Raw genomic sequence first — 26,435 nt, 5'->3', positions numbered from 1 at the left:
TTTCTTGGAAAATCGAAACTTTTGAAAGATCTGGTGTGGTTTGCTTTAAAACACATAGTTGAAAAATAAAAAGACCGGTTTGACCCGGCCTTTTCGATGATTGCGCATAAAAAACAAAAAGATAGAGCATTTCTAATGATTCAATGAAAACTGGAAATGCTCTAGGGATGCTGATCAGTCTTTACCGAGTAGGCCTTTCCAGATAATTGCACCGATCGCAGCCCCAAGTAGTGGAGCCACCCAGAATAACCACAGCTGGCCGAGCGCGTTGGTTTCGGCAAAGAGAGCTGCTGCCGCTGAACGTGCTGGATTCACCGAGGTGTTACTGATGGGGATAGCCACAAGATGGATCAGCGTAAGGGAAAGACCAATGGCGATCGGTGCAAAGCTTTTTGGCGCAGAAGAGGATGTTGAGCCGAGGATCACGATGAGGAAGAATGCTGTCAGCACGATTTCCGCAATCAATGCAGAAGTTAGGCTGTAGCCGCCGGGTGAAAGTTCACCATAGCCATTGGATGCAAAGCCACCAACTGTAAAGCCAGCCTTGCCTGTGGCGATAAGATAGAGAATCGCAGCCGCAGCAATGCCGCCCAAAACTTGCGCGACCCAATAAGGGATGAGATTTTTGGCCTCAAAACGACCGGCGACCAGAAGGCCGAGCGAGACGGCTGGGTTAAAATGGCCACCGGAGATGCCACCAACGGCGTAAGCCATTGTCAGGACCGTCAAGCCAAAAGCAAGAGCGACACCGGCAAAGCCAATGCCGAGCTCAGGATATGCAGCAGCAAATATGGCGCTGCCGCAGCCGCCGAAAACAAGCCAGAATGTTCCGAAAAATTCCGCAGACAATTTATTCAACATGGAAGTCCCCAGTGTTGGTGTCGTGATGATGCCAATGCGAATCAATTTCTCAAATATATATCTATGAATTTATTGCTTCAATCGCATTTTATAGGACTTATATTTAATAAATATTTCTAATATTTAATGTGTTAATATAAAGTACATTTGGATTGATGGATTTTGCTTCAATTTATGGTGAAATATTAAATATACTTTATAAATCCGTAATTTAGCCGCCTTTATGCCTTAATTTAAATCGTGTTTGTTTTTGGCGAGTATATTGCGGTAATGGGTGAGCACGGGCTATAAGAAGCTTGTTCAGGCAGATAATTGCGATGAAATCGATCTAGGTACGCGGGTGTTTCGTGGGGCGTTTTAGGGAGTTGCCAGTCTTGAATAGTCAATTTCAGGCGCGAACATGCAGATTGGTTTTACAATCGGCCATGGTGATTGGAATCGGTGCGGCTGTTTCCGGGTGCACCGCGACGACGTGGTCAGAAACGGTCAGGATCGATAGCAGGCCACCAATGCCAACGGAATGTGCAGGCTGGCAGAGGATTGATCTTAAACAGCGCACGACGATGATTTTGTTGCGGGAAGACGCGCGCCTCGTCACTGACATTGACTCTCATAACCTCAAGGGCCGTAATCTGGGCTGCTGGGAATAATTAACATCGGCTTTCGTGGATAATTTGCATCGTTTATTCCGCAATTATTTTTTGCGGAGTGATTTGGTGCGTCCGCTCCAAGATTTGCCAAATTTTTCTGCGTTATAGAAAATCAAATCTCTCGTAATTTTTACAGGTGATTTTAATATAATTAACCTCACATTAACCATGGGGGTTAAAGGTCATTTTAAATTAGATTTCATCCGCAGCACCGATTGGTGGGCGGACAATTCAGAGAAGCGCAGCGGTGATACGTTTTGAGAATGTTGGCCTGAGATATGGCATGGGGCCAGAAATCCTGAGGGATGTCAGCTTCCATATTCCACCGCGCTCATTCCAGTTTCTGACTGGCCCGTCAGGCGCGGGCAAGACCTCGCTATTGCGACTGCTGTTCATGGCGCTGAAGCCAACTCGTGGACTTATCAATATTTTCGGCAAAGATGTTGCGCGTCTCGACCATAAAGCTGTGCCCTTACTTCGGCGCCGTATTGGAATTGTGTTTCAGGATTTTCGTCTTCTCGATCACATGACGACCTATGAAAATGTTGCGCTTCCTTTGCGTGTACGTGGCAAAGAAGAAGCCACTTATCGTCATGAAGTCGAAGAGCTTTTGCATTGGGTTGGTCTTGGTGATCGTATGAACGTGCTGCCACCTGTCCTTTCAGGTGGAGAAAAGCAGCGCGCGGCGATTGCACGTGCGCTGATTGATCAGCCGGAACTGCTGTTGGCCGATGAGCCGACAGGCAATGTCGATCCTCCACTTGCAAAGCGTTTGTTACGGCTTTTCGCTGAGCTTAATCGTTCGGGCACCGCGGTTATTATTGCGACGCATGATTTATCTTTGATGGATCAGGTGAATGCGCGCCGTATGATCATAGAACATGGACGGCTCGATATTTATGAATAATGCGCGCAGAAACAGCCAAAACGCTTTCGCGAAAGCCATGACAGATCTCCGCATACGCTTTGAAGATCTCAAAGATATGCTGCTGGTGCGCATCGGTAAACGCAGAAAGCGTCAGGGACCAAATCCCATTGTTCCTGATGGAAGTGTAACCGGAACAGCTTTGGTCACCGTCATTGCGATCATGACCTTTCTTGCTTGCCTCACGCTTGGCGGTGTCACCCTTGTGCGAACATCGGCTGCGCAATGGCAAAGCCAGATTGCACGTGAAGCAACTATCCAGATCAGGCCTGTCGACGGGCTGGACATGGATAAGGCGCTGTCGGATGCCAGCAGCATTGCTCGCGGTTTTTCCGGGGTCAAAGACACCAATATTATCGACAAGGACGCAACGGCACGGTTGCTTGAGCCATGGCTTGGCAGTGGTCTGAATATTGACGAACTGCCAGTGCCGCGTCTTGTCGTGGTCACGATCGATGAAAACGCGCCGCCGGATTTTGAAACCATGCGGACGGAGATTTCGCGCGCTATTCCAAGTGCCAGTTTTGATGATCATCGCACCTGGGTCGACAGACTTGTTTCGATGGCCAATACGACTGTGCTTATAGGGACTGGCGTTCTGTCACTGGTTATTGCTGCCACGGTTTTGACGGTGATTTTTGCCACGCGCGGCGCGATGTCAGGCAACGGCCATATCATTGAAGTTCTGCATTTTATCGGCGCAGAATCAAAATTCGTTGCGCGCGAATTTGAATGGCACTTCTTCCGCACGGCGCTCAAGGGCGCCTTGTTTGGCGGCGGTACGGCTATGTTTGTGTTCTTCTGCTTTTCCTGGTGGGCGTCCCGACGTATGGGAACACCGGCTGGCGATCAGGCTGCGGCCATGTTTGGCAATTTTGCTATTGGTCGTGAAGGCTATATCGGTGCTGCAGCAATCATCATTCTTGTGAGCTTTTTGACGATGTTGACAAGCCGGCTGACGGTTGTTCGCCAGCTTGCTACGATGGATGGTCCGGGAGTACGGGCTGAATGACAGCTTTTTTTGCTCATACCGATCGCAAATCGCGAATTTCTGGCAGCTTTCCGACATATCGCCGCAATGGTAGCTATGATGGCAAGTCGAACGAACACGCAGTTGAATATCGGGAAAGCAATGATGCAGCGGCACGCCAAGAAGCAGGGGCGCATATGGGCGCTGTGGTATGGCGCCGCAGTAGCACTATTGACCCGCCCTCTGGACTTGCACTGGCGGGCGCTAAATTTCTATGGTCGCTTTTAATGCGTATATTCCGTCGACTTCAGCCTGTTTCCATTTTTCTGTTTTTGGTGATTGTCGCCTTTCTGATCGGCTTTGTTGTGTTCAGTGAGAAAGTGACAAGCATGCAATCGCCTGCATTGGATTCGCCTGCTGATGCAATTGTCGTTCTGACAGGTGGCCAGTCGCGTATTCAGGCGGCGCTTGACCTTTTGAAAAATAAGCAGGGCAAGCGACTGCTGATCAGTGGCGTGCATCCTTCGACCAATGAAAAAGATTTGCAGCGCGCCACACATACGGATGCGAGCCTGTTTAACTGTTGCGTCGATCTTGATCGCTCAGCGCTGAATACGGTGGGGAATGCGACTGAAAGTGAACGCTGGATACGTGCCAACAAGTATCGCCGCGTGATTGTCGTTACGAACAATTACCACATCCCACGCAGTATTCTTGAGATGTCATCGCGGATGCAGGACGTGGAATTCGTGCCTTATCCGGTGGTCAACGGTGAGAAGCGCGCTCATAGCTGGGTGGCTGAAAGCGATACGCTGCGCGTGCTATTTATCGAGTATATTAAATATATTGGCGCGGCCATTCGTGTGGGCGGAGCGAAGATTTTCGGCGAAGCGGCCTAATCCTTTTGTGATCATGCGCTATTGATCGTCTTGTGCAACGATTTCCTTATGGAAAATTCTCGGCATCCTGATATATCGGGTGCCGCTGCTTTCTCACAAAAGCATTCAGTTTCTCTGCTTAGTTGCTCCAAATGCTGCAATTTGGAGTAATGGGTATAACCAAGGTTATCGCCGATACGATGCTTCTCTATCTGCGCTCCATTTTGTTCAATCTCGCCTTCTACATCGGCACATTCGTGCAGATGGTTCTTTACACACCATTTTACTTTTTGCTTCCGCGCAAGAAGGCATGGATCGTACCGAAGACATGGGCACGTGTTAATCTGTGGTTGCAGAAATATATTGCAGGCACCGACTACGTGATTGAAGGCCTCGAGAATATTCCTGAAGGCGCTTATATCGTCGCGCCAAAGCATCAGTCGGCATGGGACACTTATGCATTCCTACCGCAGCTGGATGATCCGGTTCTGATCCTTAAACGGGAATTGATGCGGATACCGCTGTTTGGCTGGTATGTCGCAAAAATGGAAATGATCCCGGTCGATCGTGGATCGCGCGTAAAGGCGTTGCATTCGATCACAGTTGGCGCGCAGAAGGCGATTTCTGAAGGCCGTCAGATTCTGATTTATCCCGAAGGCACGCGTCGTTCACCGGGTGCGCCTCCAGAATATAAATATGGTATCGTGCATCTTTATGATGCGCTGAAACTTCCAGTTCTGCCTATCGCGCACAATGCCGGGCTTTACTGGCCGCGCCGCAAGTTTTTTCGCTTTCCCGGCACGATCCGTTGCAGGGTCTTGCCGCCTATTCCAGCAGGACTGGAAAAAGAAGAGTTTCTGCGTCGTCTCATCGAAACGACGGAGACGGCTTGTGATGAACTGCTCGTTGCAGCAAGTCGCGATGTTAATGCACCACCTATGCCACCGACAGCCGTGCAACGGCTGAAGGAACTCAGTGAAACAACCACAACTCCCAAATAACTCGATTGCGCTTTGTTACGGCAGAGGGAACGACAATTCGTCACGTTTTGTTGAAACTTCGTTTTTCTTGCACGCAAACATGAAACCCGTTATCAGAGCGCGACACGAAAGGACCCATCATGAATATCGATGCTATCTCGATTGGTAAGAATCCGCCAGAAGACATCAACGTAATCATCGAAGTGCCAGTTGGCGGACAGCCGATCAAGTACGAGATGGACAAAGAAGCTGGTGCCCTGATTGTGGACCGTTTCCTTTATACGCCGATGACCTATCCGGGCAATTACGGCTTCGTTCCGCATACGCTTTCAGAAGATGGCGATCCGATTGACGTTCTGGTGTGCAATACCCGTCCGCTGATTCCGGGTTGCGTGATCAACTGCCGTCCAATCGGCGTTCTGGTCATGGAAGACAATTCCGGCAAGGACGAGAAGATCATCGCAGTTCCTTCGCCAAAGCTGACACAGCGCTACGAAAAGGTGCATGATTATTCCGATCTTCCGGAAATCACACTCAAGCAGATTGCGCACTTCTTTGAACACTACAAAGATCTGGAACCAGGTAAGTGGGTTAAGATCGGTGACTGGGGTGATGAAGATTACGCACGCAAGTTCATCGTTGAAGCGATTGAACGCGCTAAGAACAAGTAACCAGCCTTATATGATTTATAAAAATGCCCGGATGAAAATCCGGGCATTTTTGTTTGTCGTGTCGCTTTTGCTTCTTACAAAAGTGCTGGAAGCAGCGTCGTCCACATGAACTGGCGGATGAAGAAGATAATCAGCAGCAGGACGATCGGCGAAAGATCGATGCCACCGAGATTGGGCAGGATATTACGGATCGGACGCAGAACCGGCTCAGTAACTTTGTAAAGAAACTCGCCAATCGATGCGACGAAACGGTTGGAAGAATTGACGACGTTGAACGCATAGAGCCATGAGAAAATGGCACTTGCGATGATGATCCACGTATAGATATCGAGCGCCAGATCAACGGTGCGAAACAATGCGATCATAAAAACTTCTCCTTGAGAACTTGCCGAGATGTAGCGGTTGCATTGGGCAAGAACAAGAGCTGGGATACCTGTTTCTTATACTGATTACATGAACCGGGCTGGTGACATCAGCAACCGAGCTGTGTATCACTTTCTTTAAGTACGGGACCGTCGGCATTTCTTGCCCGCAATTCTGTGCGCCTCATAACGTCTTTTGCTGATTACGGAACGGCGATGAAGCTATTGGGTGTCTGGCCCCTTGTGACCGAAAGAGTTTGCAGTTTTCACGGCACTAGAATGGTCTGGCTTGCGAGAATGCAACGCAAAGGGCTGGGGTCTAAGTTCTCAGAAAACAATTCTCAGGAGGTTCCGTTCTGGCAGACCCAGGACTATAATGCCAGAATCGGGATATCATTCGCTGTGGGCGCTTTCATTTTTGCGATGGGAAGTGTCCTTATGTTTTGCTCTCTTCGCTGGCCTCAGCTGGCTAATCTGACCAATCTGACTTTTTTTGCAGGCTCCATCCCTTTCACCATTGCTGCTGCGCTACAACACTTTCAATCGGCCAATGCTCAAGATTTTAATGCTGCATTATCGCAATCAATTGGTAAGCGTAAAGGCTTGTCGATTATCGGATGGCATCCGCGTAGTGCAGGATGGCTTAGTTCGTTCACACAGTTACTCGGAACATTTGCTTTCAATATCAGTACATTTAATAGCATCGCTGCGCCTGGGTCGCCTGAATTAAATGTTCTTGAGATATGGGCACCTAATTTCGAAGGATCTGTCTTGTTTTTGATTTCAGGCTATCTTGCCTTTGTTGAAGTTGGAAACAAGCACTGGAGTTGGCACCCAAAGAGCTTGTCCTGGCAGATCGTATTTATCAACCTTTTGGGCTGTGTCGCATTTATGATCGCAGCGATTACGCCGACGTCGCCGGACCGAGGCGATGCGCTATGGTTACTCAGCTATTCAAATACGCATACGCTAATCGGAGCTTTATATTTCTTTGTGGGCGCTGTGCTTCTCATCCGGGAAAGCCACGAAGCTAAGCCGAACTGAGACAGGGCGCTTATCAGATAGCATTTCCGCTTGTTCTGCCTATTAGTTCGTTGACGTGCTCAAGTGCGTGATCGCGTACACGCATATTCCGCAAATGCTCGATAGTGTTTGAAACATAATCGATATTCGCGCCTGAATCGCCACGAGCTGATGCAACAATCGCGGCTGCTTCTTCGGCTTTGAGGGATCCTGCATATTGAATATGCGCTCGGTCTGCGACATAGGTGACAGCCTTAACATCGCGACCATCTGCAAGGCGCAGACGCAGCCATTTCTCATGATAAACGCGATTGGACATTTCACGCTCGCGTAAATAAATCATGACTTCATCTGTCATCTCGCCCGGTACACGGAACGCAATTCCAAGGCAGGAGCCGCCTGTATCCAGACCGAGCACCAGGCCTGGATGATCAGGCGTTCCGCGATGAACATGTGAATAGATGCAAAGGCTGCGCCGATAACCGTGCAGGCGTGCGCGCGCGGTTTCTACATGTGCGAATCCCGGTCGCCACATAAGGGAGCCGTAACCGAATACCCAGAAGTCATTCATATGCTGATTGTTGGTATGGTTTGTCATGGTGAGAATCAATATACGTTTAAATATGGCGCGTTTTTACCAGCAATCTCAGGATATACTGCTTTTTTTGATGTGCGAAACTTCACAAGACGCAATCCTGCCATAATATAGCCACCTGTTGGGAACAGCACATTGACTTATGTTGCGTCAGGTTTGCAAACAATCAACATCTTCCGCTAACAAAGTATTTGATTAAAAAGGTTTTTTTAATGGCGCATGCTGGGACTCAAACCAAAAAATCCAGAAAGCGTCCGATCACGATTGCGATTATCGTTCTTGTGCTGATAGCTGCCTATACGGCTGGCTGGTTTTATGCTGCCGATAAGATTGAAGTCCGCGCTAAAGCTGACATAGCCAAACTGGCAGCGCAGGGCGTTGGCGTTCAGTGTGAAAACCTGCACATGGGTGGCTACCCGCTTCGCGTGAATGTGGTTTGTGCCAGCATATCATGGCAGAAGCCTTCTGAAGGTATGGCGCTCCGCGCCGGGCGATTTACCTCTGGTTCTCCGGTCTATGCGCCACACTCACTGAGCAATGAGTTGGTGGGGCCAGCTTTTGTAGAATTTCCCGGTGTTCAGCCGCTCGAAATCAATTGGGGAGCGTTTACTTCCAACACGCGTCTTGCACGACCTTTTCCAACCGAGATTGAGCTAAACGCACGAGACGTTAAGGTCGGATTGCGAACCGAAACCACGACCACTGAGCAGATTAGCAAGCTTGAGCAGATGAATTTCCGCATGAGCAATGAGGAAGGTCAGCTCAAGATCAATGGTCGTTTCGCTGGATTGAAGCTTGAACCCTATATTATTGGCAATGCCAAAAGCCCCGAGATTGACGGTCTGGTGGATTTAGCTGTTGTGGATGCAGCGACGTTCCTTGCTCCAAGTTCCGCGCCATTCAACGAACGGATGCGCGGTCATAGCGGGGTGATCAATCAAGCATTTCTCTCTATGCCGAACGGGGCAATGCTGACTGTCGCCGGGCCTTTTTCAGTTGGTCTGCAAGGTGAAATTGATGCTGACCTGAAAGTCACCATGGTCAACTCGCAATCGTTCGCACAGGCTGGACAGACGGTGTTTCCAGAACAGGGCGGTAATATTGCCACTGCCCTTTTCGCTCTTTCCGCTATGCCGAAAGACGAAAACGGCAACCCTGTTATTGATATCACCGTTCGTAAGGGTAAGGCCAGCGCTGGCTTTATCCCACTTGGGCGTTTGCCCAACCTATAAAGAAAAGGGCAGTATTACTTACTGCCCTTTTTTTATTTCTTGTCGCTTGTTTGTGAGGCTGCCTGACGCCCGAAATTCGGTGCATCGACTTCCTGACCGGCATCAATGATGCTGCGGCGTACAGCCCGCGTGCGGGTGAAAAGATCAAACAGAGCTTCACCATCGCCCCAGCGGATCGAGCGCTGCAACGAGGCGAGATCTTCCGAAAAACGCGCCAGCATCTCAAGGATCGCGTCCTTGTTATGCAGGCAGACGTCTCGCCACATAGTTGGATCTGATGCAGCCAGACGTGTAAAATCGCGGAAACCTGACGCCGAGTATTTGATGACTTCCGATTTTGTCACCTGTTCAAGATCGCTGGCTGTACCAACAATGTTATAGGCGATGATATGCGGAAGATGAGAAACAATGGCAAGCACCAGATCATGGTGCTGTGGGTCCATCTGGTCGAGGCGTGAGCCGCAAGCCGTCCAGAAGGCAGAAAGTTTGTCTATGGCCGCCTGATCGGTATCCGGCAGAGGCGTGAGAATACACCAGCGATTGTTAAATAGCTCTGCAAAACCAGCATCAGGACCAGAATATTCCGTACCAGCAAGCGGATGGCCCGGAATGAAATGCACATTCTCAGGCAACTCCGGCTGCATCTGCGCAATCACCGAAGCCTTCGTCGAGCCAACATCGGTTACGATAGCGCCTGGCTTCAGATGTTCAGCAATCTGTCTGGCAACGGTGCCGGATGAGCCGACTGGCACCGATACGATGACGAGATCGGCATCTTGAACGGCTTTTGCACTATCGGTTGAGTAGCTGTCGCCGAGGTTTAATTCCTCGGCGCGCTTTAGTGTTTCGGCACTGCGTGTTGCAATGGCGATATGATTGGCAAGGCCTTCACGGCGAATGACGCGCGCCAGCGATGAACCGATGAGTCCGATACCGATGAGCGCGATTTTTTCAAAATGGATCGTGGGCATCGTCTTATTTCAAAAACTCGGTCAGAGCTGCCACAACGCCACGATTGGCTTCTTCCGTACCGACCGTCATGCGCAATGCATTTGGGAATCCATAGCCGCCCACACGCCGCAGAATATAGCCGCGCTTGCAAAGCCACTCATCGGCCTTATCTGCCGAATGTGCGGCATCGTCGGGGAAATGGAACAAAAGGAAGTTGGTGACCGATGGTGTGACACGAAGCCCGAGCTTGGTGAATTCGTCTGTGAGCCATGACAGCCATTTTTCATTATATTCGACCGACTTCACCACATGAGCGCGGTCGCGGATTGCGGCGGCACCCGCAGCGATTGCTGCCGAGTTCATGTTGAAAGGCCCACGGATACGGTTAACCGCATCAATGATGTGCAATGGCGCATACATCCAGCCGATACGCAGGCCCGGCAGACCGTGAATCTTCGAGAAGGTACGGGTCATGACGACATTTTCGTTCGACGACACCAGTTCAAGACCCGACTCATAATCATTACGACGAACATATTCTGCATAGGCAGCATCCAGCACCAGCAGAACGTTCTTCGGCAGACCTGCATGAAGACGGCGCACCTCCTCAAACGGCAGATAGGTGCCGGTCGGATTGGCTGGATTGGCAATGAAAACAATCTTCGTGCGTAACGTTACACCAGCAAGGATCGCATCGATGTCGATGCGCTCGTTCTTTTCCTTTACCGTCACAGGCGTTGCGCCTGCGCCAAGCGTCTGGATTTTGTAAACTGCAAAGCCATGTTCGGTGATGATGGCTTCATCGCCCGGAGCCAGATAGGTCTGGCAGATCAGGCCAAGCAATTCATCCGAGCCATTGCCGCAAATGATATTGCCGATGTTAAGCCCCTGTGATTCCGCGATTGCCTCGCGCAACGCCTGTGCCTGACCGTCTGGATAAATCGCAAGCGTATCGGCCAAATGTCGATAGGCCTCAATTGCATGAGGGCTGGGGCCGATTGGTGTCTCATTGGAGGAGAGCTTATAGACCTTTGCAACGCCTTCGACGTGTTCCTTGCCGGGTACATAGGCTGCTATATCGAGCAAGCCGGCTTTAGGCTGGGGACGAGAAAGGTCTTGCGTATTGGTCATGATTTTGGCTCCGCCAAAAGGACTGATGTTAAGGTTGCGTAGCGGGCATAAACCTCTGTCGCGTGCAAGTCGAGAAAAACCTTGCTGTGAAAGGTTGCAGCGCTATTTTGGGGGGTCTTTTAATGCAGTTTTTCTCAACCCGCTGACCGGAGTTCCTTGTGGAGCGAGAACCGGCACGAAGACACGACGCGAGGAGCGTTGTGCGACAGGCAGACCCTGATAGAGCCGCTTCTGTGCTTCAACCACCAAAACGCCTGAAAACAGTGGCCAGAGTTTGCGGCCAATTCCTTCAATTGCCATGCAAGGACGCATCATCCAGCGGCGTTTCACGGGTGGGAAATGCAGCGCATTGCTGATTGTATTGACGCTAAAATTTGCCTCGCGCAGCAGCGCCGTCAATTGTGTGCGGCTATAGGGCCGGCCACTGCCAAATGGCGTGCGGTCGAGACGTGCCCACACGCCACGCCTGTTTGGCACCACGATGACAAGCCGACCGTTTGGGGCCAGTACGCGCCACATTTCTTTTAGCGTTTCGGAAGCGTTTTCGGCATATTCGAGTGCATGAACCATCAACACGCGGTCGATGGAAGAATCAGGCAGCGGCAGTTCTTCGTCGAAGACAAGCGCTGTGCTTGATTTGCCCGATGATGGCCATGCGACAGCACCCTGTCCTGCAGGCATGAATGCGAAGCTTCGCTCTGTATCTGCGCTGAATCGATCGAGATAGGGGAGGCTATAGCCAAGGCCTACGAGTCGTTCACCCGGGACGTGCCCCCATAGTGCCGCAAGCGCCATGCGAATGGATCGCTCGGCGAGATGGCCAAGGGTGGTTTCATAAAAGGAGCGGAATTCGATAATGTCCGGATGCATGGCAGGCACGCTATATCAAATCGATGAAATGGCAAATGAATATGCGCACTTCAGCGGTTCTCAAACTCGTGCGCTGCAAAAGAGTGCATTTTTCTGAAAGCATGCTATAGAGCGTGCCTTTCAACGCGAAGTTATGTTTAAAAATCAGGAGACGCAGCGGATGCCTCAGGTTGGCGGAAAAACCATCGACGTGCTTTTCAGCCCGGAGGAAATCGCTGCGCGTAATCTCGCGCTGGCAAAAGAAATAGCAGGACGCGATTTTCACAATCTGCTGACGATTTCGATCCTCAAGGGGTCGTTCATTTTCGCAGCCGATCTTATTCGTGCTATGCATGATGCTGGAGTTGAACCGGATGTCGAGTTCATTACCGTTTCAAGCTATGGCAAGGGTACGACCAGCAGCGAAGTGCGTCTGCTGCGCGATATCGACAGCGATGTGAAAGATCGCGACGTTCTTCTGATTGATGATATTCTCGAATCAGGCAAGACGCTCAAGTTTGTCCGTGAGCTGATGATTGAGCGTGGAGCGCGCAGTGTGAGTATTGCCGTTCTTCTCGATAAAAGCGTGCGCCGCAAGGTGGATCTGGATGCCGATTTCGTCGCTTTCGAATGCCCGGACTATTTCGTTGTCGGCTATGGCATGGATGTCGCGCATTCGTTCCGCCAGCTACCTTACGTCGGTCACGTCCGGGACTAACCCAGAGATTTCGGCTTTAACGGCCTGCAAATGGCGCTTTCCTGCGCTTCCGGTGCTCACGTACTTTAAGTACGCTGCGCGCCGGTTCTCGAAAATCACCATTTTCGGCACGTTATAAACAAAATCTCCCGCGGCTAATGGTGTACGTTTTGGAAAAACTGATCTCGCTTTGATCAGTCGAACTGCAACAAACGTTGAAGATATTCTTTTTCCATCTGTGGTGTCAGCGCATCGCCAAGTTTGCGACGGATTTCATCCAGAATCTCGCGGGCGCGCTGAATATCAATCTCGCCGGGAATCTTGACGCCATTCTCATTCGACATGCCGTTGCTGCCCTGCTGACGCCCGAGCGGATCGCGGCCATTCTGTCCTTGTCGCCCGTTCTGGCCTTCACCTTGCTGCCCCATGGCTTGCTGCATTTGCTGCATCATATCGCGACCACCGCGGCGCAGAGCCTCCAGCGCATTGCCTTGATGGTCTCCGGCTTCAGTGCTTTGATTGCGACCAAGAGCGTCAGCGGCATTACCCATGGATTTTCCGGCGTCGGAGAAATCCTTATTGGGGTCTATTCCCATGCCTTTCAGGTCTTCGCCGAACTTTTTCAGTTCTTGCTGAAGTGCTTGCTGCTGTTCTTGCAGCTTGCGCATAGCTTCAGCCAATTCCGAAGATGTTTCGCCCGACTGGCCGCCTTGCTGCGATTCGCCTTGCCCCATGGTACCATCATCACCGGGCAACATATCTTCATCGCCGAACTCGCCGCTGCCATATAGCTGCTGCTGCATCTGCTGATCGAGCTTGAAAGTCTCGTTCATCATCTGTTGCTGGCGGCGCATCAGATCGCCCAGCTTGTTCATCTGCTGCTGCATCTGATTGGGCTGACCCTGCTGGCCCGCTTGAGACTGTTGCCCCATCTGCAGATTGTTCATCATATCCTGCAATTGCGACAGAAGCTGTTCAGCCTGATCGCGCGAACCCTGACGGGCCAGATTTTCAATCTGGTCCATCATGCGCTGCAGATCCTTATCGGTCAAAACACGGGCATTCGGGTTCATCGGCTGGTTTTGCGCATTTGGATTTTGCTGCTGGCGCTGCGCAAATTCGCGCAGGAATTGCTGCATGGCTTCACGAAGTTCCGCAGTCAGCTTTTCGATTTCTTCCTGTGATGCACCATTTTGTAGTGCATTACGCAGGGCTTCCTGTGCCTGACGCAGACGCTTCTCTGCGGCCGACAGATTGCCGTCTTCAATGCCGAGTGCCACCTGCCACATATAATCCGCTGTATCGCGCAGGGCATTGTCACCTGTTGCCAAGCGCAGACGCGTACGGATGGTCACGAGGCCGAGATAGTGCGCTTTGTCCTTAATCGTCTCTTCCGGGCGGACCATCAGTGCTGACAGCATATCGCGCACATGATCACGCTGCGTTGCATCGAGTGCGAGAATCCGGCGTTGTTCGGCGACGGCTTTCGCAAGTGGGTTGGAAAAAGGACGTTCCGGGAGCGTGATGATCTTCGTCTCACTGCGTCCGAATTTTCCTGCTGCATCAGTTGCAATCAGCGTCAACGCCACTTTCTGGCCAGCCCATGGGTGTTGGGTCAGGTCTTTGGAAGTCGTCGCTTCTTTGGTTCCGCGACGCGGCAGGGCAAGTGGCAGGTCTGGCGCGTCATAGAGCGGTGCCGTTTCCTCGTCCTCGTGGTCAATGTCGAGCGGAACTATTTCGCCATAGGCTTTGACTGCGCCGTAATCGTCGGAAATTTCATAGCTGAGCTGCAAAGTGCCGTTTAGTGCGTGGCCCGGCTCTTTGCTGAAGCGTATAGTCGGTGGATTGTCGGGCGTGACAGCAAAAGTCCAGCGGGCATCTATGCCGGAAAGATTGAGCGTCTGGTTCTGTTGCAGATCATAGCGGAAATTCCGGCTATCATCGACGCTTGTTTTCTGGTCGTCTTCGCCTTGCTTTGGTGCAATGGGCTTAATCTCTACGCGATGACCTGTGGCATCGGTGGTGGTCAGTCGTTCGGAACTCCCGCCGATAATACGAATATTGACGACGCTGCCCTGCGGCACTTCTATTGGCTTTTCGACATTTGCCTCATCCAGCGCTGTGCTCAGGAATATCGGCGCACGACCGGTATAGGATGGCGGCGTTACCCAGGCATCAATGCGCGCAACGGCATTTGCCGAACCGGCACGGATATTAAATGCATCAGCAATCTGACCGCTATTCGGGCTGAGGCTATAGGCGGCGGAAGTCACGAACAGCAAGACCACGACAGCGCGCAGTGCATAAGGATCGCGCTCAGGGATGTGCGGACGTGGAACACCGGATTGCAGGTTTTTCAACCGCTCGGCCATGCGACGCTGATGCTCACGCCAGAGGGCTATGGTGAAGGGATCGTTGCCTCCGGTCGCCATCTGGCCAGTCTGGACGGCCAATGGCTCGTGGATCAGTCCATTCACATCTTCAATGCGGGCGGTGACCGCATCATCATCTGGCAGACGAAAGCGGAAAGGCAGATACAGTGCAATTAGCCCTGCAAGGCCAAAAAGTCCAAGTGCGCCCAGATGCAGCCAGCGCGGCATGAGCGCAAAAAGCCCAAGCCAGCTCAGGCTTGCAAAAAGCGCGATCAGCAGAATCAGCGGCAAAACGAGTGGCCATGCCCGCTCAAAGCTGATCGTCAGAAAACTTTGCAGACGCAGGCGCCGAAGGGCCGCACCCTCGCCGGAAAACAGGCGGAAAAACGCATCGCGCTTGCGGATTGGCAAGTCTTTGCTGTCTTTTGTCTGTTGTGTCATCGGGTCTTTCTGATGCGTGTAACGCCTATGGTTGTTTCATAGAATAACACGCATCATGGCAAAGGCGAGGCTTTGGTCCCAATTAGAGCGCGTTTCGATCTGATTAAATCAGATCGGCGCTCTAATCATTGTTTTCAACGCGCATCTTTTCCGAAAACCGCTTCACACTTTTCGGGATGCGCTTATAGCCAGTCCGGCACGGAATCGAGCGCCAGAAGCTCTTCATAGGTGCGGCGTGGACGGATGACGTGATAGCGATCACCATCGACCAGCACTTCGGGGACCAGAAGACGGCTGTTGTAGGTGCTCGACAGAACAGCACCATAAGCGCCGGTCGTGCACACGGCTATCAGATCACCCGGAGCGGGTTTTGCCACTTCACGATCAAGGCCAAGATAATCGCCGGTTTCACAAACAGGGCCGACGAAATCGGCGCGAATGCGAGGGGCGTTGTCTTTGGTTTCCAGAACAGGCTTGATGTCATGGAAAGCTTCGTAAAGGGTCGGACGGATGAGATCGTTCATTGCCGCATCAACGATGATGAAGTTCTTGGCGTCGCCTTCTTTGACGAAAATCACTTCTGTGACCAGAAGACCAGCATTGCCGACGATCAAACGACCCGGCTCAAAGACGGTTTTGAGGCCCAGCGGCTTGATGTGCTTTGCAACGATTTCCGCATAGGCCACAGGGAGCGGCGGCGGGTTGTTATCGGTGCGATAAGGAATGCCCAAGCCTCCGCCAACATCGACGTGGCGGATGTTGTGACCGTCGGCACGCAATTCCTCAACCAGCTGCGCCATCAGCGCAAATGCATTGTCGAAAGGCTCAAGATCAATGATCTGGCTGCCGATATGCATATCGATGCCAACGACATCGAGACCGGGAAGGCTTGCTGCACGCGCATAGGCCTGACGGGCTTTTACACGTGGAATGCCGAATTTGTTTTCGGATTTGCCCGTCGAAATTTTGGCATGGGTCTTTGCATCGACATCAGGATTGATGCGCAAAGATACCGAGGCGACCTTGCCTGCCTTCACCGCACGAGCTGAAAGAATTTCAAGCTCTGGTTCGGATTCGACGTTGAAGCAGTAGATGCCTGCTTCCAGCGCGAAATCCATTTCATGCGGTGTCTTACCAACGCCGGAGAACACGATCTTGTTTGCCGGAATACCTGCGGCCAAAGCGCGGCGAATTTCGCCTTCCGAAACCGTGTCAGCGCCTGCGCCAAGCTTGGCAAGCGTCTTGAGAACAGCCAAATTGGAATTGGCCTTCAGCGCATAGGTCACCAGCGTATCCATATCGGCGAAAGCTTCGCTGAAAACGCGGAAATGGCGCTCAATGGTTGCACAGGAATAGACGTAAAAAGGCGTGCCAACCTGTTTTGCAATCTCAGGCAGGCTTACATTTTCGGCATGAAGAACGCCGTCGCGATATTCAAAATGATTCACGGGAAACAATCCGAATGGGGAGAATTTACAGGATTTTGTCGAGGATGAAGGGCTTGTCTTCCTTCGGTTTTTCGACTGTACGGCCCTGTTCATTGGTGATGAGCTGTGCTGGCGGTGGCTCAAGTGGGCCTTTACGTCCGCAAGCGGCAAGAGTGGCAGCAAGGGCTGCGATCAGAAGCACGGAAGAAATGGCGGAGCGGCCTGTCATCAGCTTTGGTTCCCGGAATTTTTGGATGGGTCAGGTCTAACCCAAAATATCAGAAAGTGAAATCACTCCTTTAAGAGTGACTTCACCAGAATGGTCAGCTTACGCCTTCGCGATGCGATTTTTCCAGTAGGCAATCTGTTTGCGCACTTGCTGTGGTGCGGTGCCACCAAAGGACTGGCGGCTCTCAACCGACTGCTCAACCGTCAGATAGCCGAAGATCGCATCGGTAATGCCTGCATTGATCGACTGAAGATCTTCAAGCGTGAGTTCTGCAAGATCAACCTGTTTGCTTTCAGCCAGAGCAACAGCGCGGCCGGTGACATGGTGCGCATCGCGGAAAGGAAGGCCCAGTTCACGCACCAGCCAGTCAGCCAGATCGGTGGCAGTCGAATAGCCCGAACCAGCAGCTTTTTTCATGCTTGCAACATTGACGGTCAGGTCACGCACCATGCCGGACATGGCAGCGATTGCGAGTTCGAGATTTTCGGCAGCGTCGAAAACCTGCTCCTTGTCTTCCTGCATATCCTTGGAATAGGCGAGCGGCAGGCCCTTCATGATGGTCAGAAGTGCTACAAGCGAGCCGTTGATGCGGCCGGTCTTGGCGCGAACGAGTTCGGCAGCGTCCGGGTTCTTCTTCTGAGGCATGATCGACGAGCCGGTCGAGAAAGCGTCGGACAAGCGCACGAAGTTGAACTGAGGGGTTGACCAGATGACGATTTCTTCAGCCAGACGCGACAGATGGCCCGCGCAGATGGCTGCGAGTGACAGGAATTCCAGCGCATAATCACGATCGGAAACGCTATCGAGCGAATTGCGGGTTGGTTCGCGGAAACCGAGCGCCTGAGCCGTCATATGACGATCAATCGGGAAACCAGTGCCTGCAAGGGCTGCGGCACCGAGAGGTGATTCGTCCATGCGTTCAATCGCATCGCGTACGCGGGAAAGATCGCGGCCAAACATTTCCACATAGGCCATGCAATGATGACCAAAAGTGACAGGCTGGGCGGTCTGTAAATGCGTGAAGCCCGGCATGACAGTTGCCGCATGTTCTTCGGCACGTTCAAGAAACGCGTTGATAAGGCCTTCAAGTGCGACGGCAGTCTTTTGCATTTCCTGCTTAACCCAGAGGCGGAAATCCACCGCCACCTGATCATTGCGCGAGCGGGCTGTATGCAGACGTCCGGCAGATGCGCCAATCAGATCGGCCAGACGTGCTTCGATATTCATATGAATGTCTTCGAGCTTGCGCGAGAAAGTGAATTGGCCGTCTTCGATCTCTTTTAGGATGGTTTTCAGGCCGTCTTCGATCTTTTTATGATCGTCTGCCGCAATGATGCCAGTCTTTGCAAGCATGGCTGCATGGGCGAGTGATCCCTGAATATCCTGCGCATAGAGTTTGCGGTCGAAGCCAATCGATGCATTGATCTCTTCCATGATCGCATCGGGTCCTGAGGCAAAACGGCCGCCCCACATCTGATTGCTTGATTTTTGTTCGCTCATGCTCGTATGCCTCGAATGCAAGACTAGGAAAGAAGTGACGCGAGATGGCAAAAGACAACGATAAGGCTAAGTCAGGAAATCGCAGGATCGTCTATCTTGCCGCTCTGGCCGGTGTCATTGCCGGTATAGGCGCGGTATACGTGATGGAACGGCCTTCTGGCAATGCTACACCCAGCAAAGTTTACGTTCAAAGTGACGAGGCTTCCGCACAATGTGCGTTAAAGGCCGATAGTCTGAAGAGCCTTGATCAAGCTGCAACCGGAAGTGTTGCTGCTATGCGTGCAGCTGAAAAGCCGATTTCAGTGGCGCATATTGCGTTCACTGGACCAGATGGCAAGCAGATGACGCTGGGTGATTACAAGGGCAAAACCCTGCTTGTGAATCTCTGGGCAACATGGTGTGCGCCTTGTCGTGAAGAAATGCCAGAGCTGGATAATTTGCAAGCGGCAAAGGGCGGAAGCGATTTTGATGTGGTTGCTATCAATATTGATACCGGCTCGGACGAGAAGCCAAAGAAATTTCTCGAAGAGATTGGCATCAAGAGCCTGAGCCTCAACCGCGATGCCAGCATGTCGAGCTTCAATGAATTAAAGCGCAAAAATCTTGCATTTGGCCTGCCTGTGACATTGCTTGTCGACAAAGACGGTTGCCAGATTGCATCGATGAACGGTCCCGCTCCATGGGATGGTCCGGATGCAATCAAGCTGATTGAAGCTGCCCAAAAACTTTAGATAGACAAATATCTTGTTTGGTGGCTTCCTTAACCTCACAAAAGGGGGAGATACCAATGAGTCTGGAAGTCTGGCTGGCATTTTCTGCTGCTTCAATTGTTATGCTGATAATTCCGGGGCCAACCGTTCTGCTGGTCGTGTCTTATGCACTGGGACAGGGCTGGAAAGCGGCACTCCCTATGGCCATTGGCGTGGCGCTTGGTGATTTCACTGCCATGACGCTGTCTATGCTGGGGGTTGGTGCTTTGCTTGCCGCCTCTGCAACGGTCTTCACTGCCGTTAAATGGATTGGGGCAGCCTATCTCATCTGGCTTGGCATAAAGCTGTTTCGAGCCGGTGGCACCATGGACGCCAAAGCGCGGCACGATGAGGTCAAGCCAGTGCGGATGCTGCTTCATGCATGGCTGGTGACAGCACTTAACCCCAAAAGTATCACGTTTTTCGTGGCGTTCCTGCCGCAGTTTTTAAGCCCAAATCGCGATTTTCTCACGCAGATGCTGGTCTTTGAAAGCACGTTCCTTGTGTTGGCATTTCTCAATGCTTTTGCTTACGCGCTGATTGCCACACGCGCCCGTCGTTTCTTTGCCAACGAACGGGCGTTGCGCATTTTCAATCGTGCCGGGGGTACAATGCTTATTGGTGCGGGTGTGGCGACGGCTTCGATCCGGTCAAGCTGATTTGAAACCAGCACGCTTGAGCTGAACAATGGTCAGCTCAAGCGCAGACAAAAAGGCCGAGCGGTCTTTTGGCGAAAATGGCGCCGGTCCGCGCGTCGTTTCGCCTGCTGAACGTAGTGAATCCATCAGATTGCGCGTGGCAAGTGTGTTGCCGATGGTGCTTTCTGTATGCACTTTTCCATTGGGGGCGATCACTGATGCCCCCATCTCAATCGACCGGCTTACCAGCGGAATATCTGCCGTAATGACAATGATGCCGGGACGTGAATTTTCAGCAATCCAGTCATCCGCCGCATCCAGCTTGTCGGACACGATGACGCGTTCAACGCGTTCCGCATCGCGCGGTATGGCGATGTAGCTGTTGGCGACGAGGACCACCGGCAGATTGTGCCGTTCGGCGACGCGATAGACTTCCGCCTTCACCGGGCAGGCGTCGGCATCAACAAAAATGCGGATTGTGTCGTTCTGAGTGTCCATGCTTTTTCATAGGCAGAAGCGAGGCATTTGGCAAATTGATCGCAGCAATCAGATTTATGCGATAGCGCAATTCTCCGAACCGGATTAGAGCAGGCGCCAAAGAAAAGAGTCTCTGATCATGGCTACCCGCTTTTTCCCGATTATGTTTGTGCTGCTCTGGGCCACTGGCTTTATCGGGGCGGGGCTTTCAATGCCCTATGCAGAACCATTCAGCTTTATGGCGGTGCGGTTCTCGATTGCAGCAGGCATAATGATCCTGTGGGCTTTGGCAAGTCATAGTGTCTGGCCTAAAGGCAAGACACTACTCAATGCAGCCATTGTCGGCTGCCTTATTCACGGCGGTTATCTTTCGGCGCTTTTCTGGGCCGTGCATCATGGCCTGCCAGCCGGTATGTCGGGACTTGTGGCTGGTCTTCAACCGATGTTGACCACGCTGATTGCAGCACTTCTTCTCGGAGAGCGGGCCAGTGGACGGCAATGGCTGGGGCTGCTGATTGGTTTTCTTGGTGTTACGATGGTGGTTTGGCCGAAGTTCTTTGGCCATAGCGGTGTTGATCCGCAAAGCCTGATTGCAGCCTTTTTGGCAGTTCTGGCGATCAGCACCGGCACAGTGTGGCAGAAGCGTTTTGGCACAGCAGCGGATTTGAAGACCGGGACTGCGGTGCAATATATTGCGGCCGCAGCAATGACCGCGGTTTGTGCTTTCGCCTTTGAAACCCGTATTATGGTCTGGTCGCCACAGCTTATCTTTGCACTGGTCTGGCTGACGCTTGCGATCTCCATCGGTGCAATTCTGGCACTTTTGGTGATGATCCGCGAAGGCGCTATGTCGAAGGTTGCGTCCCTGTTCTATCTGGTGCCGGGCACGGCTGCGATCATGGCCTATCTGATTTTCGGCGAAACTCTCGGGCCAATTCAGATCGCGGGCATGGTCGTGACGACGCTTGGTGTGGCACTCACTACTTTGCGTCGATAAGTTCGGGCTGCTGTTCGCGCTTGCGGAAAATCATGATTGCGGCGTTGATTTCAGCGCCAATGATGAAGATTGCGGACAACATGTAAAGAAACACGATAGCCACCATGATAGAAGCAAGGCCCGCATAGGTGGTGACGTAATTGGCAAATGTTTCGAGATATTTTGCGAAGGCCGTTGCTGCGGCCAGCCAAGCAACGAGCGTGATGCCGATGCCCGGAAGAATGTCACTCATGCGGCGTTTTCCGGCAGGCAGCCAGATGTGCACGATGAAAAGTGCCAGCACCAGAACGATCACCGCAATCGTATAACGCCAGATGGCAATTGTGCCAGTGAAGGGCGCGATGTCTGGAAACCATTGTTCGGCGAGACGCACGGCGAGCGGTGCCAGAACCAGCAGAAAGCTGATAGCCATTAGGCTGATTGTGCCGATAAGCACAAAGCCCAGGCTTTGCAGGCGGCAGAAGATGATCGAACGCTGGTCGGTCACACGATAGGCGCGATTAAGCGACATGCGCAAAGCTTCCACACCATTGGAAGCAAAATAGGCTGCCGCGATCACACTCAGTGTCAGAAGTCCGCTGCGCTGAACGGTCAGAACGTTCATCACTTCATTGGCAATGGGGCCCGCAATATTCGAGGGCCACATATCGAAAATGACATGCACGGCATTATTGGCAAATTCCTTGGTGCCAAGAAAACCGGCCAGTGTTGTTGCGAAAATCAGGAATGGAAATAGCGCCATCAGTCCGGAAAGGGCGATGTGCGAAGCAAAAGCCCAGCCGTCGTCGGTGCTGAAATGCCAGTAAACGTCGTATGTGACCTGACGGAGAAAACGTTTAACTTTTCGCATCCGTAGATTTTTTCCTTCGGTCGACCGACATTCATTCCAAGCGTTTAAATCTAGTATTAGATTCAATATTGCAAGGGCATAGCGGTTTTAAAACTAGTGTGGTGGATTTGAAGTTCCTATCATTTGTGTTGCATTCACGTTTAGGAACTTCAAATCCGTAAACCACACTAGATTCAAAAGTTTACTCGTATGGCTTAGAACCCGAAATTCGCTCTGGAAGCTGCTCCAAAGTGATACGAATTTCGGGTTCGCCATACTCGGACGAATCAAGCACTCTGACGAAAAATAGGAGCGGAATCCGTATATGGTCGTGGAAATTGCAAAGCGCAGCATTCTTATAACCGGCTGTTCTTCGGGTATTGGGGCCTATTGCGCAACGGCTTTGCATGAGGCTGGTTGGCGTGTGTTTGCGACTGCGAGAAAAGACGCAGATATTGCTGCACTCAAAGCCAAAGGCATTGATGCGTTTTATCTCGATTATACGGAACCGCAATCCATTGAAGCGCTGGTTGATGCCGTTTTACGCGCTACCGATGGCAGGCTTGATGCGCTTTTCAACAACGGTGCTTATGCGCAACCGGGTGCCATTGAAGATTTGCCGGTTGAAGCATTGCGTGCGCAATTCGAGGCTAATTTCTTTGGCTGGCATGATCTGACGCGCCGTATCATTCCCACAATGCGCGCACAGGGGCAGGGCCGGATTGTGCATTGTTCGTCTATTCTTGGGCTTGTGCCGATGAAGTGGCGCGGTGCTTATGTGGCATCGAAATTCGCGCTTGAAGGCTTGATGATGGCGCAACGCATGGAACTGGAAGGGTCGGGCATTGAGGTGTCGATGATCGAGCCGGGGCCAATTGCATCACGCTTTACCTATAGTGCAGCAGCGCATGCGCGGACCAATATCGATCTCGAAAATTCGGTGCATCGCGAACTCTATCAGCGCCAGATGGCAAAGTTAGAGGGTGGCGGCACGAAATCCAAAAACAAGCTTGGCCCGGAAGCGGTTTACGCGGTACTCAAGCATGCACTCGAAGCACCAAAGCCGCGTCCGCATTACGCAGTTACGCGACCGGCGAAACTGGGTATTCTGGCACGACGTCTGCTGCCGTCACGCTGGCTCTACAAAATGCTGTCCGATCAGTCTTGAAACCAACAAGGCAACGGACAATGGGAGGAATATAAATGGATTTCGTCTTTAAGGCAGCGGCCACGGTCGCCGCTATTGCTGTGGCAATCGTATTGATTATTGGCCTGCGCAATATGATGCGTGGTGGCGACGGTAATTTCTCCAACAAGATGATGCAGTTGCGTGTTCTGCTGCAATTTGTTGCAATTCTGCTGGTCGTTGGGGCAATCTATTTTGCACGTCAGGCAAGTGGACAATAGCAAATGGTCAAGCTCAACAAGATTTATACCCGCACAGGCGATGATGGCACCACCGGCCTTACATCCGGTGCGCGCCGACTGAAATCCGATCTGCGCGTGGAAGCCTATGGCACGGTTGATGAAACCAATGCCTGTATCGGCTTGGCGCGGCTTCATACAAGTGGCGCAGATCATGGCCCCATTGATGTGATGCTCATGCGCATCCAGAATGATCTGTTTGATCTCGGTGCCGATCTTTCAACGCCGGATGATGGGGAACCGCTTGCCTATGAACCGCTGCGCATTGTTGCATCACAGGTGACAAGGCTTGAATCTGACATCGATTATTTGAATGTTTCGATACCGCCTTTGCGTTCGTTTATTCTGCCGGGTGGTTCGGCTGCTTCTGCCGCGTTACATCTGGCGCGCACGGTTTCGCGCCGTGCCGAACGACTGATGGTAGCGCTTGCAGAGGTTGAAGGCGAAGTCGTCTCAAAAGAGGCGTTGCAATATATCAACCGCCTCTCCGATTTTCTGTTTGTCGCCGCCCGCGCCGTCAATGATAACGGTGCGAACGACGTTCTTTGGGTGCCGGGCGCCAATAGGTAAATTTCAGACGCCGCGCTTATTGCCCCAGATCAGCACATGAAGCTGGGGCAGGACGCGCGCTTCAAACCAGCGATCCTCCATCACCTTGTCGATCAGCCATTCCATGCGGCTCATGATGCCGTTTATGTCGACGCTGGCATCGTCATCTTCCGGCGGTGGTGGCGTATGATTTCCTGGCTGAAGATAGACGGCCAAATGCGGATGACGGGCCGATGCAGCTTTTGCAAAGGCATAATCCGCATCATCAAAGACTACGAATTTCAACACTGTCTTTGGTCGTGATTCCGCAGCATCAATGCAGGCGGCGAGCGTCTGCCAGTCGGTTTCCATGCCGCTTGAAGGCGGTTTTGGGCTTAAGACCAGCGTATCAAGTTGCGCAAACCAGTCTTTCGCGACAGATCCCTGCGTTTCCAGTGCAAAGCGATATCCCTGCATGTGGCCATGATCAATTAGCGGTCCTAATGGCTGAATAGCTGGGTTTCCGCCAGAAAGTGACACTGTTATTGGCTTTTGACCTGATAATGCCGTCACTTCCTGCCATATGGCATCAATGCTCATCGGCTTCCAGTCATGGCGAAAGCGGCTTTCAACAGCATGCAGACTGTCACACCATGCGCAGCGGTAGTCGCAGCCGCCCGTGCGCACAAAAACAGTCGGCTCGCCGCTCAATACGCCTTCGCCCTGAATGGTGGGACCGAAAATCTCGCTGATGCGGATTTCAGGATGCTTGTTCATTGTTGCAGGAAACACGGTTGCAGACGTTCTGGCCGATATTCCGCCCATGTTTTGGGCGTCTCGCTAACCCTGACCGCCGTCACTTCCTGCCAGCGGCTATGACACCACTCATAAAGGTGACGCGCCAGAAATTCTGCCGTTATACGGTTGTGTCCGAGCACATCGTTCAGATGGCGATGATCGAGCTCATCATCGATATAGCGCTTGAGTGGCGCAAGCTCGTGATAGTCGCGAACAAAGCCATGCGGATCGAGATCATTGGCGGACAGTTCCACTTCCACGATGTAGTTGTGTCCATGCAACCGCGCGCATTGGTGATCGGCGGGAAGCTCTGTCAGCTGATGCGAAGCAGAAAAATGGAACTCCTTGGTGATGCGAAACATCAGGCGCTCCTTTTCTCGATTGCGGTATGCCAGAAATCAGCATCTGCGTAATATGTGGGATCTGTGACACCAGCGAGATGAAAAGCTTCGCGTCGTTCGACACAGGTGCCGCAACGTCCGCAATGATGCTCTCCGCCTTTGTAGCAGGACCATGTCGCTTCAAATGGCGTTTTGTATTTTGCACCGTCTGACACGATGTCGCTTTTTGACTTGTGCACATAGGGCGCAAGCAGCCGGACATCAGCATAACCTTCCAGCGCATGGTTTTGCATGGTCTGGAAAGCGTCGATAAAGTCGGGACGACAATCGGGGTAGATAAAGTGATCACCACCGTGAACGGCGAGCGCCACGGCATCAGCTTTCTGTGCGGCTGCCACACCGAAAGCAATGGCCATCATAATAGCGTTGCGGTTGGGAACGACGGTTATTTTCATCGTTTCCTCGGCATAATGACCATCGGGAACATCGACGTCATCTGTGAGTGCTGAGCCGGTCAGGCTGGCACCAATGGATCGAATATCGATGATTTGATGAGGAACGTTAAGCCGCTTTGCGCAGGCTTCCGCAAAACTCAGTTCCTTTTTGTGTCGCTGGCCGTAATCGAAAGAAATAAGGCCAGTGAGCTGATGTTCCGCTGCGATTTTATAGCTGAGCGAAACGGAGTCCAATCCGCCGGAGCAGATGACAAGCGTCTTCATAGTTTGAGTCCTTGTTTTGACCGGGTAGGCTGCGACCGGATGTTTACGCTGCACTCCTAGCGCATGAGGTATGGCTTGTAAACGCCACGAAAATGGGAGGGCGCGGCATGAAGAAATTAAACGGGTCGACTGGTGCCAAGTCGTCAGGCGGCTTTCGGATAGACGTTAGTGCGAAAACGGAATGACTATC

30 protein-coding genes are annotated in these 26,435 nt (G+C 52.0%); 15 read left to right on the top strand and 15 right to left on the bottom strand.

What is annotated here, in order from left to right; genetic code table 11:
• Positions 1-174: 174 nt before the first annotated feature.
• On the bottom strand, positions 175-861 hold the full coding sequence (gene aqpZ, locus RI570_RS05500) for an aquaporin Z (RefSeq protein ID WP_313827386.1): 687 nt from the start codon (positions 859-861) through the stop codon (positions 175-177).
• Positions 862-1,235: 374 nt separating this feature from the next.
• Between aqpZ and RI570_RS05495 the strand changes: the two genes are divergently transcribed.
• The 6 genes from RI570_RS05495 to ppa all read left to right on the top strand — a co-directional run bounded on the left by RI570_RS05495 (position 1,236) and on the right by ppa (position 5,935).
• Positions 1,236-1,511 carry a hypothetical protein gene (locus RI570_RS05495; protein ID WP_409558621.1) on the top strand — a complete coding sequence of 92 codons (276 nt, stop codon included), beginning with the start codon at positions 1,236-1,238 and terminating at the stop codon, positions 1,509-1,511.
• 283 nt (positions 1,512-1,794) lie between these two features.
• Positions 1,795-2,418: a cell division ATP-binding protein FtsE gene (gene ftsE / locus RI570_RS05490; protein ID WP_313827384.1), complete on the top strand. Its 624-nt coding sequence runs from the start codon at positions 1,795-1,797 to the stop codon at positions 2,416-2,418.
• 37 nt (positions 2,419-2,455) lie between these two features.
• Positions 2,456-3,448 carry an ABC transporter permease gene (locus tag RI570_RS05485; protein ID WP_313827383.1) on the top strand — a complete coding sequence of 331 codons (993 nt, stop codon included), beginning with the start codon at positions 2,456-2,458 and terminating at the stop codon, positions 3,446-3,448.
• Positions 3,445-4,305, top strand: coding sequence for a YdcF family protein (locus RI570_RS05480; RefSeq protein WP_313827382.1), 861 nt, complete (start codon positions 3,445-3,447; stop codon positions 4,303-4,305). The genes RI570_RS05485 and RI570_RS05480 overlap by 4 nt, the downstream gene beginning before the upstream one ends.
• A 179-nt stretch (positions 4,306-4,484) precedes the next feature.
• Positions 4,485-5,285 carry a 1-acyl-sn-glycerol-3-phosphate acyltransferase gene (locus RI570_RS05475; protein WP_313828565.1) on the top strand — a complete coding sequence of 267 codons (801 nt, stop codon included), beginning with the start codon at positions 4,485-4,487 and terminating at the stop codon, positions 5,283-5,285.
• A gap of 119 nt (positions 5,286-5,404) precedes the next feature.
• The gene (ppa, locus tag RI570_RS05470; RefSeq protein ID WP_310013280.1) at positions 5,405-5,935 is read left to right on the top strand and encodes an inorganic diphosphatase; all 531 of its coding nucleotides are present in this window, start codon (positions 5,405-5,407) and stop codon (positions 5,933-5,935) included.
• A gap of 74 nt (positions 5,936-6,009) precedes the next feature.
• On the opposite strand, the gene RI570_RS05465 is transcribed toward ppa, so the two are convergent.
• Positions 6,010-6,300 carry a YggT family protein gene (locus tag RI570_RS05465; protein ID WP_313827381.1) on the bottom strand — a complete coding sequence of 97 codons (291 nt, stop codon included), beginning with the start codon at positions 6,298-6,300 and terminating at the stop codon, positions 6,010-6,012.
• Between the two features lie 213 nt (positions 6,301-6,513).
• On the opposite strand from RI570_RS05465, the gene RI570_RS05460 reads away from it, so the two are divergent.
• Positions 6,514-7,341 (top strand): hypothetical protein, encoded by an 828-nt coding sequence (locus RI570_RS05460; protein WP_313827380.1) that lies wholly within the window; start codon positions 6,514-6,516, stop codon positions 7,339-7,341.
• Between the two features lie 13 nt (positions 7,342-7,354).
• On the opposite strand, the gene RI570_RS05455 is transcribed toward RI570_RS05460, so the two are convergent.
• On the bottom strand, positions 7,355-7,918 hold the full coding sequence (locus tag RI570_RS05455) for a gamma-glutamylcyclotransferase (RefSeq protein WP_313827378.1): 564 nt from the start codon (positions 7,916-7,918) through the stop codon (positions 7,355-7,357).
• Positions 7,919-8,127: 209 nt separating this feature from the next.
• Here RI570_RS05455 and RI570_RS05450 point away from each other — a divergent pair, with 209 nt between their 5' ends.
• Entirely contained in the window at positions 8,128-9,147 is a 1,020-nt protein-coding gene (locus RI570_RS05450; RefSeq protein WP_313827377.1) for a DUF2125 domain-containing protein, read from the top strand.
• A 32-nt stretch (positions 9,148-9,179) separates the two neighbouring features.
• On the opposite strand, the gene RI570_RS05445 is transcribed toward RI570_RS05450, so the two are convergent.
• From RI570_RS05445 to RI570_RS05435, 3 genes are all read right to left on the bottom strand, one after another.
• Positions 9,180-10,118 (bottom strand): prephenate/arogenate dehydrogenase family protein, encoded by a 939-nt coding sequence (locus RI570_RS05445; RefSeq protein WP_313827376.1) that lies wholly within the window; start codon positions 10,116-10,118, stop codon positions 9,180-9,182.
• Between the two features lie 4 nt (positions 10,119-10,122).
• The gene (hisC, locus tag RI570_RS05440; protein WP_313827375.1) at positions 10,123-11,229 is read right to left on the bottom strand and encodes a histidinol-phosphate transaminase; all 1,107 of its coding nucleotides are present in this window, start codon (positions 11,227-11,229) and stop codon (positions 10,123-10,125) included.
• Between the two features lie 102 nt (positions 11,230-11,331).
• Positions 11,332-12,099, bottom strand: a complete 768-nt coding sequence (locus RI570_RS05435; protein ID WP_313828564.1) for a methyltransferase domain-containing protein — start codon at positions 12,097-12,099, stop codon at positions 11,332-11,334.
• A gap of 160 nt (positions 12,100-12,259) precedes the next feature.
• On the opposite strand from RI570_RS05435, the gene hpt reads away from it, so the two are divergent.
• On the top strand, positions 12,260-12,796 hold the full coding sequence (gene hpt / locus RI570_RS05430; RefSeq protein WP_313827374.1) for a hypoxanthine phosphoribosyltransferase: 537 nt from the start codon (positions 12,260-12,262) through the stop codon (positions 12,794-12,796).
• A gap of 173 nt (positions 12,797-12,969) precedes the next feature.
• Here hpt and RI570_RS05425 read toward each other — a convergent pair whose 3' ends face one another.
• The 4 genes from RI570_RS05425 to argH all read right to left on the bottom strand — a co-directional run bounded on the left by RI570_RS05425 (position 12,970) and on the right by argH (position 18,744).
• Positions 12,970-15,588 (bottom strand): TIGR02302 family protein, encoded by a 2,619-nt coding sequence (locus RI570_RS05425; protein ID WP_313827373.1) that lies wholly within the window; start codon positions 15,586-15,588, stop codon positions 12,970-12,972.
• 182 nt (positions 15,589-15,770) lie between these two features.
• Entirely contained in the window at positions 15,771-17,036 is a 1,266-nt protein-coding gene (gene lysA, locus RI570_RS05420) for a diaminopimelate decarboxylase (RefSeq protein ID WP_313827372.1), read from the bottom strand.
• A 25-nt stretch (positions 17,037-17,061) separates the two neighbouring features.
• Complete coding sequence (lptM, locus tag RI570_RS05415) at positions 17,062-17,244, bottom strand: LPS translocon maturation chaperone LptM (RefSeq protein WP_007872064.1); 183 nt, start codon at positions 17,242-17,244, stop codon at positions 17,062-17,064.
• 99 nt (positions 17,245-17,343) lie between these two features.
• Complete coding sequence (gene argH / locus RI570_RS05410) at positions 17,344-18,744, bottom strand: argininosuccinate lyase (protein WP_313827370.1); 1,401 nt, start codon at positions 18,742-18,744, stop codon at positions 17,344-17,346.
• 44 nt (positions 18,745-18,788) lie between these two features.
• Between argH and tlpA the strand changes: the two genes are divergently transcribed.
• Positions 18,789-19,475, top strand: coding sequence for a thiol:disulfide interchange protein TlpA (gene tlpA / locus RI570_RS05405; RefSeq protein ID WP_313827369.1), 687 nt, complete (start codon positions 18,789-18,791; stop codon positions 19,473-19,475).
• A 56-nt stretch (positions 19,476-19,531) separates the two neighbouring features.
• A complete protein-coding gene (locus tag RI570_RS05400) occupies positions 19,532-20,152 on the top strand; it encodes a LysE family translocator (RefSeq protein ID WP_313827368.1) in 621 nt (206 codons plus the stop codon).
• Here RI570_RS05400 and RI570_RS05395 read toward each other — a convergent pair.
• Positions 20,144-20,629, bottom strand: a complete 486-nt coding sequence (locus RI570_RS05395) for a YaiI/YqxD family protein (protein ID WP_313827367.1) — start codon at positions 20,627-20,629, stop codon at positions 20,144-20,146. The genes RI570_RS05400 and RI570_RS05395 overlap by 9 nt on opposite strands.
• Before the next feature lie 118 nt (positions 20,630-20,747).
• Between RI570_RS05395 and RI570_RS05390 the strand changes: the two genes are divergently transcribed.
• Positions 20,748-21,605, top strand: coding sequence for a DMT family transporter (locus RI570_RS05390; protein ID WP_313827366.1), 858 nt, complete (start codon positions 20,748-20,750; stop codon positions 21,603-21,605).
• Here the strand turns inward: RI570_RS05390 and RI570_RS05385 are convergent.
• A complete protein-coding gene (locus RI570_RS05385; RefSeq protein ID WP_313827365.1) occupies positions 21,589-22,455 on the bottom strand; it encodes a YihY/virulence factor BrkB family protein in 867 nt (288 codons plus the stop codon). The two genes, RI570_RS05390 and RI570_RS05385, sit on opposite strands and share 17 nt — an antisense overlap.
• Positions 22,456-22,759: 304 nt before the next feature.
• On the opposite strand from RI570_RS05385, the gene RI570_RS05380 reads away from it, so the two are divergent.
• From RI570_RS05380 to RI570_RS05370, 3 genes are read left to right on the top strand one after another with little or no spacing between them, the layout of a single operon-like run.
• Positions 22,760-23,602, top strand: coding sequence for an SDR family oxidoreductase (locus tag RI570_RS05380; RefSeq protein WP_313827364.1), 843 nt, complete (start codon positions 22,760-22,762; stop codon positions 23,600-23,602).
• Positions 23,603-23,637: 35 nt separating this feature from the next.
• A complete protein-coding gene (locus RI570_RS05375) occupies positions 23,638-23,841 on the top strand; it encodes a twin transmembrane helix small protein (RefSeq protein WP_313827363.1) in 204 nt (67 codons plus the stop codon).
• Between the two features lie 3 nt (positions 23,842-23,844).
• Positions 23,845-24,429: a cob(I)yrinic acid a,c-diamide adenosyltransferase gene (locus RI570_RS05370; RefSeq protein ID WP_313827362.1), complete on the top strand. Its 585-nt coding sequence runs from the start codon at positions 23,845-23,847 to the stop codon at positions 24,427-24,429.
• Between the two features lie 3 nt (positions 24,430-24,432).
• On the opposite strand, the gene queE is transcribed toward RI570_RS05370, so the two are convergent.
• Genes queE through queC form a run of 3 tightly spaced genes read right to left on the bottom strand, consistent with a single transcriptional unit; the run spans position 24,433 to position 26,245 of the window.
• Positions 24,433-25,164, bottom strand: coding sequence for a 7-carboxy-7-deazaguanine synthase QueE (queE, locus tag RI570_RS05365; RefSeq protein ID WP_313828563.1), 732 nt, complete (start codon positions 25,162-25,164; stop codon positions 24,433-24,435).
• Positions 25,161-25,547 (bottom strand): 6-carboxytetrahydropterin synthase QueD, encoded by a 387-nt coding sequence (gene queD / locus RI570_RS05360; RefSeq protein WP_313827361.1) that lies wholly within the window; start codon positions 25,545-25,547, stop codon positions 25,161-25,163. The genes queE and queD overlap by 4 nt, the downstream gene beginning before the upstream one ends.
• Positions 25,547-26,245 carry a 7-cyano-7-deazaguanine synthase QueC gene (gene queC / locus RI570_RS05355; protein WP_313827360.1) on the bottom strand — a complete coding sequence of 233 codons (699 nt, stop codon included), beginning with the start codon at positions 26,243-26,245 and terminating at the stop codon, positions 25,547-25,549. The genes queD and queC overlap by 1 nt, the downstream gene beginning before the upstream one ends.
• Positions 26,246-26,435 lie beyond the last annotated feature (190 nt).

Origin of the sequence: Brucella pseudogrignonensis, from assembly GCF_032190615.1 — a bacterium.
In the GTDB taxonomy this organism is placed as follows: domain Bacteria; phylum Pseudomonadota; class Alphaproteobacteria; order Rhizobiales; family Rhizobiaceae; genus Brucella; species Brucella pseudogrignonensis_B.
The sequence above is the reverse complement of the archived record's forward strand: the minus strand, read 5'-3'. Positions and strand labels throughout refer to the sequence as shown.